At 50.9% G+C, this 13,779-nt stretch carries 14 protein-coding genes and 1 pseudogene; 9 read left to right on the forward strand and 6 right to left on the reverse strand.

Features of this window, described 5'->3' with window-relative positions:
* Positions 1-117: 117 nt before the first annotated feature.
* The 3 genes from KGA97_RS04085 to KGA97_RS04095 all read right to left on the reverse strand — a co-directional run bounded on the left by KGA97_RS04085 (position 118) and on the right by KGA97_RS04095 (position 1,543).
* Positions 118-534, reverse strand: a complete 417-nt coding sequence (locus KGA97_RS04085; protein WP_223450155.1) for a DUF6691 family protein — start codon at positions 532-534, stop codon at positions 118-120.
* A gap of 2 nt (positions 535-536) precedes the next feature.
* Complete coding sequence (locus KGA97_RS04090) at positions 537-971, reverse strand: YeeE/YedE family protein (protein ID WP_223414754.1); 435 nt, start codon at positions 969-971, stop codon at positions 537-539.
* 101 nt (positions 972-1,072) lie between these two features.
* Complete coding sequence (locus KGA97_RS04095) at positions 1,073-1,543, reverse strand: 3'-5' exoribonuclease (RefSeq protein ID WP_223414756.1); 471 nt, start codon at positions 1,541-1,543, stop codon at positions 1,073-1,075.
* A 150-nt stretch (positions 1,544-1,693) separates the two neighbouring features.
* Here KGA97_RS04095 and KGA97_RS04100 point away from each other — a divergent pair, with 150 nt between their 5' ends.
* The 3 genes from KGA97_RS04100 to KGA97_RS04110 all read left to right on the forward strand — a co-directional run bounded on the left by KGA97_RS04100 (position 1,694) and on the right by KGA97_RS04110 (position 4,882).
* On the forward strand, positions 1,694-2,029 hold the full coding sequence (locus KGA97_RS04100) for a hypothetical protein (RefSeq protein ID WP_223414758.1): 336 nt from the start codon (positions 1,694-1,696) through the stop codon (positions 2,027-2,029).
* A 263-nt stretch (positions 2,030-2,292) separates the two neighbouring features.
* Positions 2,293-3,798 carry an LA2681 family HEPN domain-containing protein gene (locus tag KGA97_RS04105; protein ID WP_223480245.1) on the forward strand — a complete coding sequence of 502 codons (1,506 nt, stop codon included), beginning with the start codon at positions 2,293-2,295 and terminating at the stop codon, positions 3,796-3,798.
* A gap of 94 nt (positions 3,799-3,892) precedes the next feature.
* Entirely contained in the window at positions 3,893-4,882 is a 990-nt protein-coding gene (locus tag KGA97_RS04110; RefSeq protein ID WP_223450153.1) for a DUF4238 domain-containing protein, read from the forward strand.
* Between the two features lie 52 nt (positions 4,883-4,934).
* Here KGA97_RS04110 and KGA97_RS04115 read toward each other — a convergent pair whose 3' ends face one another.
* The 3 genes from KGA97_RS04115 to KGA97_RS04125 form a co-directional block, all read right to left on the reverse strand.
* Positions 4,935-5,129 carry a hypothetical protein gene (locus KGA97_RS04115; protein WP_223450152.1) on the reverse strand — a complete coding sequence of 65 codons (195 nt, stop codon included), beginning with the start codon at positions 5,127-5,129 and terminating at the stop codon, positions 4,935-4,937.
* Between the two features lie 304 nt (positions 5,130-5,433).
* Entirely contained in the window at positions 5,434-6,807 is a 1,374-nt protein-coding gene (locus tag KGA97_RS04120; RefSeq protein ID WP_223450151.1) for a hypothetical protein, read from the reverse strand.
* An 18-nt stretch (positions 6,808-6,825) separates the two neighbouring features.
* Positions 6,826-7,095 carry a hypothetical protein gene (locus KGA97_RS04125; RefSeq protein WP_223450150.1) on the reverse strand — a complete coding sequence of 90 codons (270 nt, stop codon included), beginning with the start codon at positions 7,093-7,095 and terminating at the stop codon, positions 6,826-6,828.
* 221 nt (positions 7,096-7,316) lie between these two features.
* Between KGA97_RS04125 and KGA97_RS29435 the strand changes: the two genes are divergently transcribed.
* The 6 genes and pseudogenes from KGA97_RS29435 to KGA97_RS04150 all read left to right on the forward strand — a co-directional run bounded on the left by KGA97_RS29435 (position 7,317) and on the right by KGA97_RS04150 (position 13,684).
* Positions 7,317-7,445 (forward strand): hypothetical protein, encoded by a 129-nt coding sequence (locus KGA97_RS29435; protein WP_263287962.1) that lies wholly within the window; start codon positions 7,317-7,319, stop codon positions 7,443-7,445.
* A 23-nt stretch (positions 7,446-7,468) separates the two neighbouring features.
* A pseudogene (locus KGA97_RS04130) lies at positions 7,469-7,762 on the forward strand (DUF4113 domain-containing protein); the annotation flags it as partial.
* Positions 7,763-8,004: 242 nt separating this feature from the next.
* Positions 8,005-8,904 (forward strand): hypothetical protein, encoded by a 900-nt coding sequence (locus tag KGA97_RS04135; RefSeq protein ID WP_223450149.1) that lies wholly within the window; start codon positions 8,005-8,007, stop codon positions 8,902-8,904.
* Positions 8,901-10,586, forward strand: coding sequence for a hypothetical protein (locus KGA97_RS04140; protein ID WP_223450148.1), 1,686 nt, complete (start codon positions 8,901-8,903; stop codon positions 10,584-10,586). The genes KGA97_RS04135 and KGA97_RS04140 overlap by 4 nt, the downstream gene beginning before the upstream one ends.
* Positions 10,587-10,991: 405 nt before the next feature.
* Positions 10,992-12,623, forward strand: a complete 1,632-nt coding sequence (locus KGA97_RS04145) for an AAA family ATPase (RefSeq protein WP_223450147.1) — start codon at positions 10,992-10,994, stop codon at positions 12,621-12,623.
* Positions 12,624-12,694: 71 nt separating this feature from the next.
* Complete coding sequence (locus KGA97_RS04150) at positions 12,695-13,684, forward strand: hypothetical protein (protein ID WP_223450146.1); 990 nt, start codon at positions 12,695-12,697, stop codon at positions 13,682-13,684.
* Positions 13,685-13,779: the final 95 nt, after the last annotated feature.

A 13,779-nucleotide genomic window follows, 5' to 3' on the forward strand; every position in this document is an offset into this window, starting at 1 on the left:
CTTTATCTCGGCATGACGACTATAGCTAGGATTCAGCAGCTCACACTTCATGCTCCATTCAGGGGCTGCAGGTATCGGACAGTGTTTCCGTCATTTGCGTCCATGGTTATCATCTGATCACATGCGTCGGCTTTCTAGTACAGAGAACAGATACATACCAGCCAACATAGCCAATACGAAAATGATTATTTGCCAGCGACCTGTTAGCAGAATAGCTACAGCCGGCCCAGGACAAATACCCGCAATTCCCCAACCAACACCGAACACTAGACTGCCGCCAATCAAGCGGGGGTCTAGCTCCCGCTTTACGGGTAACTGCATGCGGGCACCCAGCAAGGATTGCTTGTTCTTGCGCGCCCAACTCAGGGGGATAACCGCCACTGCGATGGCCCCTCCCATCACCAGAGCAAGTGACGGATCCCAGGCCCCGGCGACATCAAGAAAAGCCAATACCTTTGCAGGGTTTGCCATGCCTGCCAGGAGTAGACCCAGGCCAAAGATCAGTCCTGCGAAAAATGCGGTCAACTTGATCATCTTCAAGCTCCCAGCACATGACGAATGACGTACACCGTTGCAAAGCCGGCGGTCATAAAACACACCGTCGCAACTATGGAGCGAGGAGACATCCGAGAGATCCCACAAACACCATGACCACTTGTACAGCCCGAACCGTAACGGGTTCCCACGCCGACGAGCAGACCCGCAATGATCAGGGCCGGCCACTCTGTCTTGATCTCTATTTCCGGCAAAACGGTCAACGCTCCCCACAACAAGGGCGCAAGTAAAAGGCCAAGAAGAAACAACGCCTTCTCGCTCCAGCCTTCACTATCAAATTGCATCACGCTTCCAAGCAAGCCGCTGATGCCGGCGATGCGACCATTAGCGAGAACGAACAAGCTAGCCGCCAGCCCTATCAAGGCGCCTCCGCCTAATGACGTCCAGGGTGTGAAGTTGATCCAATCGATGCTCATTTTGCATATCCTGTACAGAAGTGCTGGTAAAAGACGTTGATCAGCGAAGCAACAACACAGGCATGTGTGGCTGGCCAATACAGACTTCGGTTCCATGCGCCTTAGCAGGGCAGCCCTTTCTTTGGACTCCCTCGGGCGAACATGCTAGCTATGATACGGGCATCCAGGAGAGCGTGATGTGGAAGTGGAATCCCGTCGCTTATGGCATCTAGAGTGGTTGCGTCAGTGGGGTAATTCCGGACATTCCTTGGCCATTTCCCATCGGCATATGCGAGTTCGCAGAAAAGCTCCCAGTCGTACTGTGGAGCGTCTGTGACAATCTCCAAGGCTTCGTCGAACGACGCGAGAAACTCGAGCAACGCTGACCTTGCCCCAATGATCGATAGTACATAGCTTCCGCCCCAGAGCTGCGGAAGGACGATCTCTACGACGAAGTCGCTGCATTCTGCTTCTAGCCACGTGTCGAGTAATTCCACATAGAATTCGCGCCCATCCTCGGCCACCAATGCCAGCGATATAAGCTTCGCTGACGCTGAGAGCCGGGTAAACTCGCAATCAAGAAAGAGCCTCATGCTGTTAGAACTCCGTGATGACTAGGGCTCGCCTCCATATGGCGCAGGAAGGTCACCCATGAGAGATGGCTCTCGAGCATCTGGGCTCAGAGGGTGTGCTTCAATCCTATTAGAAATTGTCGAGCTAAGCTCCGCCCTTTGAGATGTTGTATGAACTCTGAATTAACTGAAGAAGAAATGCGTCGTGCCCTGTTCGGTACGCCTCAGCCCGAAGAGCAGGTGTCTGCTCCTGTAGTAGAGGAGCCTGTGCCAGAGGTTGTCTTTACGAAGCCGGTAGCTGCTCCCGTAGCAAAGAAGAAAGCGGCGAAAGCGTTTACGCCCAGGCTTAGGGTCACGCTCCGGGTTGGGAACGAATTTGAGGGGAAGATGCAGGAGTTGACTCACGAGGCCGACACGTTGAGCTCGTTGCTTGCCGAGCAAGAGGCTGTGAAGGCTGCCAGGAAGAAGTACAAATATGTGGAAGTGGTATCGGTTAAATCGATGTAGGCGTCTCAGATGACCTGGCTAGGCGGCTGGACGTGCGCCCGCTAGGATCATTGATTGTGGCACCTACATGGAACGGCTGTCGGAACCCAGCCGCCTAGCGATGGCGGGCGTATTATCGGCTGAGTAGTCGAGGAGAATATGACATCGTGACGGCAGCCAACCTTAGTGAGCTAGCCAAGCTGCTCGCTGCCCTAGAAGCATTTGCGAATGAGTGAGACATACCAGCATCACCGAATTACTCACTTTGGAAGGAAGCACTACACATGTTGAGCGAGCTCTCCTCACACCTTAATGCCTTGGTGGATTGTGACCCTAACCTTGCAGTACGAGAAGCTCGTGAAATCGTTGTAGATGGGCCGAATCGCTTTAATTTGATGTCTCTGCGTGCAGCCACTCTGGTTAATGCCGGCGCGTTGCTTGGGAACCAGGACGCCATTGGGGAGGGCCTTGAGCTATACCGCGAGCTTCATGGCCTATATCCGATGGCTGATATCACCTACAACTTAGCAAACGGGCTCGTGGCAGCAGCAAATTGTGGGGCGGATAATTCCGAGTGGGTAGATCATCAGGAACAAACCCGCGCCTACAGAGCTGAAGCCCGACGATGCTATTGGAGGGTTTTGCAAGACGGGGATGCCGATCCTGATTTACGCACACAGGCTTGGACGAACATCGCTAATTTGTTCGCAAAAACCTACCGGCTTTCTGAGGCCCATGATGCACGCCTTTCCGCGTTAAAGGTTGATCCAACGAACGGCGTCGCCGCGTTCTGTGCAGCATTGGATCTGATGTGGCTTTTTAAAAGAGGTGGTTGCTCAGAGTTAACGCGCATGGAAGCAGTGATGCTAGCCAAGCAGGCACTTCGAAATAAGGAGCGAATTGTTCAGTACGCCGGCGCACGCGTAGCGGCCAAGGTTGAAGCACTAGCCAGTGAGTTAAGCGATTCGCCATCCCGGTCTCATCACACCAATCCATTCATCAGATGGGTGGAAGAGGAACGTCTCACACTTGCCCCAGTTGTCGAACTCGTCGATCCATCCTTGGGCAAGCTCGATTGGCTTACCCTTCCAGGAATTCTCGAGCGTGAACCAGAAGTGGGCAGCAGGCCGGCGCCATTGTTCGCCATGTTCAATATGCTGAAGAGCGATTTTGCCCTTGCACGAGATTTAGCATGGCGTGCAAGTGACGAAAGCGTATGGCCAAAGACAGGACAATTTGCAGACACTCTGGACTATGCACTGTACGGCCCTGATACCTCGGCGCTCATACTTGCACATCGAACTGCCCTTGACCTGCTCGACAAAGTAGCCGTAATGGCAAACCACTATTTCGAGCTGGGATTAGCTCCTAACAAAGTAAGTTTCGGGAGGCTATGGAGAGATTCCGCAGACAAGAAAACAGGCACTCCGCTCACAAAAAAAGTAGAGGTACTGATTCGTGCAGGCGTGTACGCGATGTACGGCTTGGCCGAACTGGCAGATGACTACGATGGCAGCGATGGGATTCTCCGCTCACAAAAGGATCTGCGGAATTCGGGTACGCACCGATTCGTAGTGCTTCATGACTTTGGAGATCCCTCGCGAGCGAGGCAAGCTCCAGAAATCGAGCATCTCAACCACTCAGATTTTATCGCTGAGGCACTGCGTGCGCTTCGGGTAGCAAGATCTGCAATCCAGATGATCGCACTGGCAATTTCTCAGCACGAAGAAATCCTGAGAAAGCAAACGGATGGCATGATCGGAACCCTGGTCGTTCCTGATCACCACTGAGTTCGTGGTGCAGATGAGGAACTCTGATTCTTGGCTATTGAGCAGTCGGGACATTCCGTTCGTGTCGTGTTCTTTATTGATATCCAGATGAGGAGTGAACTGTATCCAGCAAAAAAAACGCCACCACTTTGTCCCTAAAGCATATCTAAAAGCCTTCGCGAATAAGGATGGCCAGGTTCTCGTTTACCGTAAGGACAGTCCTGGACGTGCGCTCCCTGCCAAGCCCGATACAACGCAGTTTGAGCGCTATTACTATTCGCAACCGTTGCCCGAAGGCGGCCAGGACAATAACACCCTTGAGGACATCTTTAGTGAAGTAGAGTCCGCGTGGCCCTCTCTCGTCGCAAGACTGGCTCGGAAAGAATCCATAGACGATGAGATAGATCACTTCATCCAATTTGTGGCTCTGCAGCGAGCCCGTGTGCCTGCGGCACGAGATGCAGTTGAGGCAGTATTGGCGGCAACCGTTAAGGACACTATGAAAATGCTGGTGAGGATTGGAAAAATCCCTGCACCACCCTCTGGCTCCGAAGACATCCTCGACAAGATTGACGTGTCCATCGACCCTCATCAAAGCATCCACGCGATGCCTGGCTTGATCACCAAGATTGGGGAGCTTTTCAATACGGTTGGCTTGGCCATCATTCACAACACTTCAGACGTACCGTTTCTGACAAGCGATAATCCAGTCGCTTGGTACGACCCATCTGTCCCATTTGAAAAGCAAAATCCTTATGCTATTTCCCCTGGTGGGCCGATAGCGATCCAGTTTCCTATAAGCCCCGAAATGATGTTGTTTGGAGTTAAAGAATACCGTGAGCGCTACAGCTCGGAGGGGCTAATGCATGGTGAGATCCCAGACGTTGAATGGGTACGCTCTGTAAACGCCCAGACCTGTCGCTTCGGCTATGGCGCTGTGATTGCCCAGCAACCTGGGCACGAGGAAATGATCCTGGCGCATAGTGAGCTATCGCCAGTATTCGACCACTCATCACTGGAACTCGGCGCCAAGACAGTCTTGATGGGACGGTTCGTTTTCGGTGCGCGAGTAGTCAAGCCAAAGTGGATGCCTCACAAAGATTGATCCGCCTGAACTCGCGCTGTGCTTGGAGCCAATCCGAATTTTCATCCACCGTCTACCACCGCATCGTCACCGAGACTCGGTCATCGGGATTCACCGGCTCCTGGTGCTGAACGTACAACAGCTGCGGATGCATGTCGGGCTCGGTCGTCGGTTGGTTGCTCGGCTGCGGGAGCAGCGTGACGATGTATCCACTCAAAATCCCCACGGCCAGGCTTAGAAGCGTTTTTTTCAGTTCTTTTTTAGTCATCAGCTGCCCACCTCCTTTTTCGAGGGCAACCGTATTTAAACAGCAGTTTTTCCGCCTATCAGGCAAGGTTTCCGATTTGTTTTTTGCCCCCCCACATTGTGGGTTCAATGCGCTGCCTTCAGGCAGTGAGAAGCGCTGACCCTACGGGGTCTCGAGCCCTAGCGAATTACCCGGCGCGGTAACCTCGGAGGGGGCTTCAGCCAGCAGAACCGTCAAGCGCCAGACCTGAGGGGGCCTGCATCCATGCCGCTCAATGGCAGCCTCCGGCGAATCCCAGCTAAAGCAATCTGAAGCAGGATAAGACTCAAAACCTGCAAAGCTGTGGGTAAATAATTTTGAAAACACCGGTAGTCAACGCTTTCCACTGGCTCAAGGTAGTGTCCTTGAAGTTTGAGCGAACGAACTGCATCCGGTGCGAGCGCAAATCCCTATTGCTTTCAGTCTGCATCCTGAGCTTTTCGGAATCCAGCGCTTCATGCTGCCGGCTACGAAGCATTGTGTTCAACTGTCTCTGCTGGTACTTGATCCTAGTCAGCGGTACCTGCTCGCCGCTCTGGATCTCTCGCATATTCACCAGGTCGTAGTCCTTGATGCCAGCAATTCTGATGTCATGCTTTTCGCGAGTGCAGTAGCTCCAAGCGAGGTTCAAGGCGCACATGTTGTGAAGCTCGTTCTCGCTTGCCTTGTGCTCTATGAAGTCGATTTTCTCCCAGCTCAGAATCCACTTTACTTGAGCATAAACTCGATCTAAATGCACAGTCTTCAGTGGACGCCAAGTCTGCTCCTTTCCGAAGCTAGGGCCTGAAAGGCTATCCATCAGCCAGGCTCTGAAAGCATCTTCATCGAGGTCGGCTGGTACTCGATCAATTCCTGCCACTTGAAGACTCTCGACCAAGCTCAGCAGGCTTGGCACAGCGATATCTTCATAACGCTCCAGCTCTAAAAATTCCCAGTGGTAGCGATTAACCATGGCTGCCAGCAACAGCTTTGCTGCAAGCGAGTCCTTACTCTCGTTGACGTCCTCAAGAATATGGCGAACAGCATGGTTGCTTTGGACTGTGACCCGTTGGTGGCGCCATTTGGTTTCCGCTACGGAATTAAAGACCGGCACGTGTTCTAGGAGCTTATTTATCTCCTCGTAGCGAATTTTCCAGCACAGATCTAGCCGCTCCAGGGTGTCCCAGAGCTTGATGTTAGGCAGGGCGCTCATCATAGCCTCGCAATCACCTAGCAGGTCGCCGTAATCCCGCTGCTCCTCCGGGCGAAGCTGATCAAACAACTCAACGAGGAAGCGCCGCCTAGCGCCGTTCAGTTTAGAAATTTGATCAGCCGCATCGCGTAGATGCTGAGCGAGAGGTTTTCCATCCTTGATGGCCCCTAGCAAAAATTTACCCAACGGGCCAATGTAGCTGGATTGATCCTTCCCAGATGTTACCTCTGGTGCGGTCAGTAGAAGCTGGCTCGACCACTGAATGTGCTCGGCATACATGATCGTGCAGAGTTCCATGTAACGTCCGACCTCACTGTCGTGGGTAGAAAGTTCTTCCGGAGTCATGCTATCGAGCCAGTCTTGATACGTTTGCTTGTCGAGCCCTAGAATTTCCTGGATGCTTTGAACAGCTCGATCTTTACGAGCCAGAAATCCTTCGCCAAGCCTCTCTTGTCCTTTGTCGTTCATGTTCTCTTCCATTTCTGATTATTGGGCAGGAACAGCGGAAGGTTGAGCTTCGAGGATTGCCCTAGTCCGCCTGCCCAGCTCCTGGCCACCCAGCACGCCAACAGTGTACTCGTCTACAGATATGGCATGGCGCATAGCCTCGCCGAAGCAGGCGTCAGGTCTTACGTCATGTATCGCCTCTGCCAGTGCATTGAGATAGTCGCGCTCAGAGAAGCTCTGGCGAGCCTTCTGCAGGTGGTAGGAGTCACTGCCTGCTGCCCAGGCGAAGGAAAGGGTTTTCTTGATCATGGAATGCCTCTGCGTTTCGGTTAGTTGGGACTGCGAGGCCAGTGTCGACCGAACAGCCATCTACCTTCGAGCAAGGAATCCGATTTAATTTTTTGGGTATGGACAGGTGTCTAGAAATCGTTACCGAGCCCGGCCCGTGCCCCTAATCTCTAATCATTAGTTACGGCAGATTTACTCAAGAGGGCCTTAATGCGTTTGGAAAGGGACTCAAAGTGATTTGCATGTCTGAAGAGGACATCTACAAGGCCCTAGGCCAGCGGATACCCATCGCTGAGGTCATCGACCGCAAGGTGACGGCAGCCGCAGAAACAGGTGCTGCATTCGTGCCATTAGATGACTTATTCAAGTAATGACTGAGTGAAGTGAACGATTAACCGAAGCCGTCAATCGTATTTTCAGACCAGGCTTCAGGTACAGCAAAGCGGAAGTTTTGCTGATGGATCTGCGACAGCCTGGTGAGTTTACCGATGACCTGTTTGCGCATTCGCAGCCAGCGATGGCTGACAAGGTGATGAGTGTTTTGGATGAGATCAATGGCCGCTGGGGGAAGGGAGTTCTGCGGGTAGCCAGTGTGCCGACAGCGCCTGCTTGGGCGATGCGCCGAGAATTGATGAGCCAGAGTTACACGACGAAGGTAGATCAGTTGTGGACGGTTAAAGCTCGGTAGCAGGCCCGCATGCGCAGACGGCACTCTACTTAAGCGGGGCGCCGTGATTGGCTGCTTACGCCAAAAGCGGACGTTCACTATTTAAGAAACCCGGGACGATTCAAAGGGCCGATTGTAGTCATTGGTTGCCCCACGATTCTCTACCGGTCATTGCTATACTGGCGAATCAGCGTTGGGGCAGCCACGGGGCGCCGTAATATCATCCTAATGCGTACCTACCGACGCCCTCGGAGCCAACTCACATGGACATGATCCGGTTCAACGATTTTTACCTCCGCCTCTACAGAGCCAACCTTGAGCAGGATGGTCAAGCCTTGCTGGGCGAGTTCTATGCCCTCTGGCGCGAGGCGGAAACCTCCGGAGTTGAGGCCGATACCCTGGTAGATGAAGCAAAGGACTGCCTCCATCGAATTGCGTCTGCTGACTTGTTTGTCCTGGCTGCCTGCAAATGGATCGGTGACAAAGGCCACCACAGGTTGAGCAAAGCGTTGGTGCACGAAGTCAGCGTCCAGTACCTCCAACATCCCAAGTTGGTGAGATTCGCGCTGTCCGGGGCCACAGAGGCATCCACCAGCGCCGTGGCCCGCAGATTGTGTGCCCTGAACGTTGCAGTACCAGTATCACTTGGCTGGGTGTTGAGCTTGAACGAAGACCTACCCCCAAGCCCTCTGATTTCTGAAACGACCTGTGTAGTCATCGATTTTTTGGCGACAGAGTACCCAGCCACCTGCAAACGTCTCCTTGAAGCAGAGCCCTCACGGCTTACTCAGTCAACTCCCGCCAAGCACTTAAGCGAAAGGTTGTCCGCCGAATGCAGTGCCTTGGACGCCCTGCCCCACCTCACTGAGCTACAGATGTCATCGGAAATGCGGCGGAGCTTCAACTACCTTCGCCGGAATGAGAATCGGGCGGTGACGGAGAAGGCTCACGGCGAATCCCTGTTTGAGATGTTCATGACCGCGCAGCATTTCAAGTATTCCAACCAAGTATCAGTGGAGTATCAGAACGATCACGAGACCGTCGAGGCGATGATCCCCATGTTCACGCAGGAAATGAGTATGGAATTGCCTCAGACCTGGATTGCCGACCCGTTGCTGTATGACCAGAAGATCATGAGCCTATGGAAGGAAGCTGACCAATGAGCATCCAACTGGTTCTCTCACACTACCTTTCAGGGCTTCGCGAGCGCGATGAGCTGGATGCACTCCTTCCAGAGCTTCTCCAAGCGATGGGGCACTCGGTGCACAGTCGTGCTCAGATTGGAGTGAATCAGGGTGGTGTCGACGTCACGTCCACCAAGGAAGATGCTCAGGGGCAGACGGAAGTTTTCCTGTTCATCATCAAATTTGGCAATGTGAACCGGAACGACTTCTACGGCACTCAGCAGGCGATCTCGCCCTCCATCCGCCAAGCGTACACCGAGTACGTCCGGAATCGGCTGCAAGAGCCTCTGCGGGGCCTAAAAAAACGAATCGTCCTTGTTTCAAACGGGATCCTCAAGCAAGACGCACAGTCAGATTACTCGGCAATCTCGAAAGAGGTGGCCGAATTCTCTCCTCTATGCTCGCTGGATTTCTGGGGCATGGATCAGTTGAGTCCCTATATCGAGGAGTACCTCTTTGACGATGCCTTGCTGCTCGGAAAAGGAAAATCCAACCTGAGGGCAGCCTTGGCCGGGCTTGAGGATACGCAGGCTTCATTCTCCAGGTTCGTTCGGTTTGTTGATGACTGCATGGCCGCGCTTGAGGATGACAAAGACGTATCAGAAAATACGCGTGCGAACCGCTTCCACAAGCGAGCAGCGGCGGCGGGAATGGGATGGGCTGTTCTTCTCGTCTGGGGCGAAAGTGAGGGCAATCAGAAACCAGGCGTGCTCGCAGGTGAGTACCTTTTGCTACGGCTCTGGAGCGAATCGATAACGCTTGGCCTGCAGACCGACACTCAGTTCCTCAAACGTTTCGAAACGCTTGCTCAGCTCCATGCGAACGCCTTGTTACGGTACTACGAGCGCGTGATGCCCTCACTCCTAAACCGCAGACGCATGCTCCGCTACCGCCCCGATCAGGTGCTCTACATCGACTTGATTTGCGATGAGCTTGGCCGGTTGGGCACCACATTGCTGTTGCTTCATTCCCTGATGGTCGATACCGCAACTCTCCGATCCATGCACGGGAGCCTGGTGTCCTTGATCAACGCGCACAACGGATGCTTGCTGCCCGTCTATGACGGACAAACCATTGACCTTTCGATAGCCATGACCGCGATCATGGCCGTGGGTGATACAGCTAGCACCCAACTCATGGTGCGTGAGTGCATTGATCGCTTTGATGCCGCTCTGCATCGGAACAGGATCATGCCCGTGGATACAGATGATCTTGAAGATGCCATGGCCCTGTTCTCCGGGAAAGAAACCCAAAGAGGTCGATTCTTCAAAACCACGACTTTGGTGCCGCTTCTGGGAACCATGGCTGCTCTGCTGGGCGACCAGGAAGCCCTCGATCAACTGACTGCAGAGATTGTTCCAAATCTTGAAAGGGTGACCATGGAAAGGTGGTTCCCCCAAAAGGCACTGCAGATGCTGACGGGTTCCGATGCCTATGTGAATGCCATTGGCATATCACGTGCCCTGACTGGTTTTCGGCAGACGCCAGCTGATGAAGTTGAGGCTTCTGTGAAGGTGCCGAGCCAGGCCGCCTCCCCAGAGGACTTTGCTTGGCACAACACCACCTGGGAAGTGCTGATTGCGATCTCAGCTAGGTTGCACCGCCATCCTTTGCCTACCTGGTACGTTGCGAAGCTTGCCAAAGTACATCCGGCGCTTTGACCGCACTCACCTGATCGACCTGACCCTCCTCATCGATGTAGAGGGCTCGGGCACCACCAGACGAGCCTTGAGCTTGACAATTTATAGGATGGGTACATGTGTATTCAAATGTTGCCGGACGGCAAATCAACAATGCCGCTAAAAATTGGATTGGGGCAAGCTTAATCAATCCAAACGAAGGCAGATTTTCTTTACGGACAGGGAGGACATCGTCAACACTGTTCGTAGTGTCGCCCTTGGTCGCACCGCATGTGCCGCGAAGGCCATCAACATCCTTCGATGACCGGATACCTTTTTGATATCTAATGGAGTTATTGGGCAGCATGACTTAGGCGTGCAAACGATACTGGCGGCTTCTAATACTCTTTTCTGGCTAGAGTAGTGCAAACAATAAAGGACTGTTAAATGAATCTATGCTTCGTGTGGGTCAAAGATTTCAAAAATTTACAAGGCGTAGGTCTGAATTTTTCCAATGAACTTGAGTTTCATTTTGAGGCTACTACTCGAATCCTAAGCCAGTCAGAAAAAGACCCGATGCCGAGCTTGTTTGGAGAGCAGATTACCAGCATAACAGGGATTCTAGGCGTCAATGGCTCAGGGAAAACGAACTCTCTGGAATTAATTTGTCGCGCATTGAAGTCTCCAGAAAAACTAAAAAACGATTACATCTTAATCTATAGCGTTGAAGGCGCTTTATTCTATTCAACAAACATAAAAGAAAAAATTAACTCCGGATTTGAAATCGCAGCCGGCACCGAAGACCACTTAGATAACTTTCACACCATCTACTTCTCTAATGTCTTTGATAAAAACTATATAGATTTTGGCGGCGGCGTCGTAGATGTATCTGTAAATAATAAAAACAATCCGCGCACCCTTGCTCGTCAAAGACATGTTATGGAGTCGGACTTCCTTAATGATCTGGATTTTCTGCATTCACCCGAGTTTGCCAGTATTGAGCTGCAGCCACCACCAAGGGTAGAGATAAAAATCGATAGATTCATCTCTAGGCATGATCGTAATTTAGACGAGGATGAAGCGATGCCTGTCCTCAGATATTTCGCTGAGGTCAGACGAGGCAATAAGAATAGAGATAAGGTTGCAGTCGTAGCCCAGACGATCCAAATAGAATTTCTAAAAGCATTGTTAATCAACGTGCCTCATAAAGAAAAGTTCACTCCTGTTATGAATTCAATCTTGGCGAGCGAGGGCGAATTCGACTTAAAGGCTTTCATAATAACCTTTAGAGATATGTATTTAGCTACCAATGCACCCGTCCCCTGGGACAATAATTTTTCCATGTTCGAATCATTAACAGTGCTTTTAAAGCTGGAAAGCTTTTTCGACGAAATGCACCTCCGCATTGATGATACAGTCAAGGGGTCACGCTATACTTTCACTATAAATTATGAGGATTCAGAAAGCTTTTATTATCGACATTTAGCCTGCATTCTCCAAGGGGTAAGGTATAGCTCAATTACTTGGGCGGGGATTAGTTCGGGGCAGCGGGCTTATTTCAACTTATTCAGCTCTATTTGGAATGGGATGCAAAATCAGCGCCTTGCGCCTGTAAAAAGGCAGGGGACGCTTATATGCATCGATGAGGGTGATCTGTATTTGCACCCACAATGGCAAATTGAGTTTATTGATAGACTGATCAAAAGCCTCCCTAAAATTTCCGGAGGAAAAATTCAAGTTGTAATTACAACGCACTCTCCAATTCTTATAAGTGATTTGCCTCGCCAATGTATTGTTCTGTTAAATCGGCACGGAGATAGCTCAGCTGCATGTGATACTGACAGCATTGAAGTGCCCAAAACGTTCGCCGCGAACCTGTATGATATCTACCAGTATTCTTTCGGGCTCCAGCACAAAAGAAGTGGTAATTTATCATCTCGATATCTAAAGAAAATATATAGCCTGCTCGACAAAAAGATACTAAGCGATAGTGAAGCCCACGAGCTGAAACTCGCTATATCAGTTATTGATGACGAGATCATTAAATACCATATCAAATCACGGGTGGACGTACAGTGATTAGTATCAGCAACCACCTGACAACGATACACGAGAACGTACCGCAATTTCTCAATGAAGTGGTAGAGAAGATGTGGTTAGACCTTAACCCCGTTAATCGCTTTGGCCAACCTATGCGGCGAGCATTAACTGCAAGAGCTAATGCATTAAGTGCGATAATTAAAGGGGAGGAATACATAGGCAAGGTAGGGGTGGAGGCCTCGGCTCGGCACTTGAAGTATGCTGAATACCTGGAAGTGCCGCAGAACCTTAAAAGTATAATTACTGCGAAGCCTGCAGAATTGAAGGATATCATTGGCACATCAAGAATCTACTTGGAGGACGGCGATATATGTCTCAAGGTTGACGAGAAGGTAGAAATGCAGCCGTTTGGCCAGCTCTTACTTAAGCTTTTCAACTATGAAAGTTATCGAGCCAGTAAACATTGCCATGAGCGTTACGAAGCATTAAGGTTTACTGAGGCCACCTGCCCCTACTGCAATGAAAACTCAGTCAGAATCCTGAAAACAAACAAGCTGCCAAAACAGGATGTAGTAATGCTTTACGATATTGATCATTTTTATCCTAAGCATATGTTCCCCTTTTTGGCGCTATCCTTTTATAACCACATACCATCCTGCAAGACTTGCAATCAGACCTATAAAGGAAGTAATCCGTTCGATATTGATACTCATATCCATCCATACCATCTATGTTTCGATTCTATATACACGTTTGAGTTTAATCATTCAATTCTATCTAATGATCCAATTAGCAAAGTAAAGCTTAAGAATAAAACAGATTTTCCCGATCAGCTTGTGAGTGTGCTTCAGCTCGAGTCGCGCTACGAAGGAAGCACCCGGCTAGCGCGTACACCAAGGCTTATTGATATTTTAAGCAAGCGTAGTCATTTACTCCGCGAATCCGCGCTCAATGCCAGCGAACATGAAATGCTGATTCAAGCACTTGCTGATTTTGGATTAGTGCAGAAGAAAGAGGATATACTTTCCAACCTTCACAGCAAGTTACATCGGGATATAGTAAAGATGTTTGATGTTCGGAACACTCTAAATCTCAGCTAGATCTTAAGATGTAATATTTATTAATTTATAGATATCCGCTTGTAGGTGCTTAGAATATTTCCACGATCAAAAGGTAACGCCCTTCCTCAAAGCGG

It is taken from the genome of Pseudomonas sp. BF-B-15, from assembly GCF_019946675.1.
GTDB classification, from domain to species: domain Bacteria; phylum Pseudomonadota; class Gammaproteobacteria; order Pseudomonadales; family Pseudomonadaceae; genus Aquipseudomonas; species Aquipseudomonas migulae.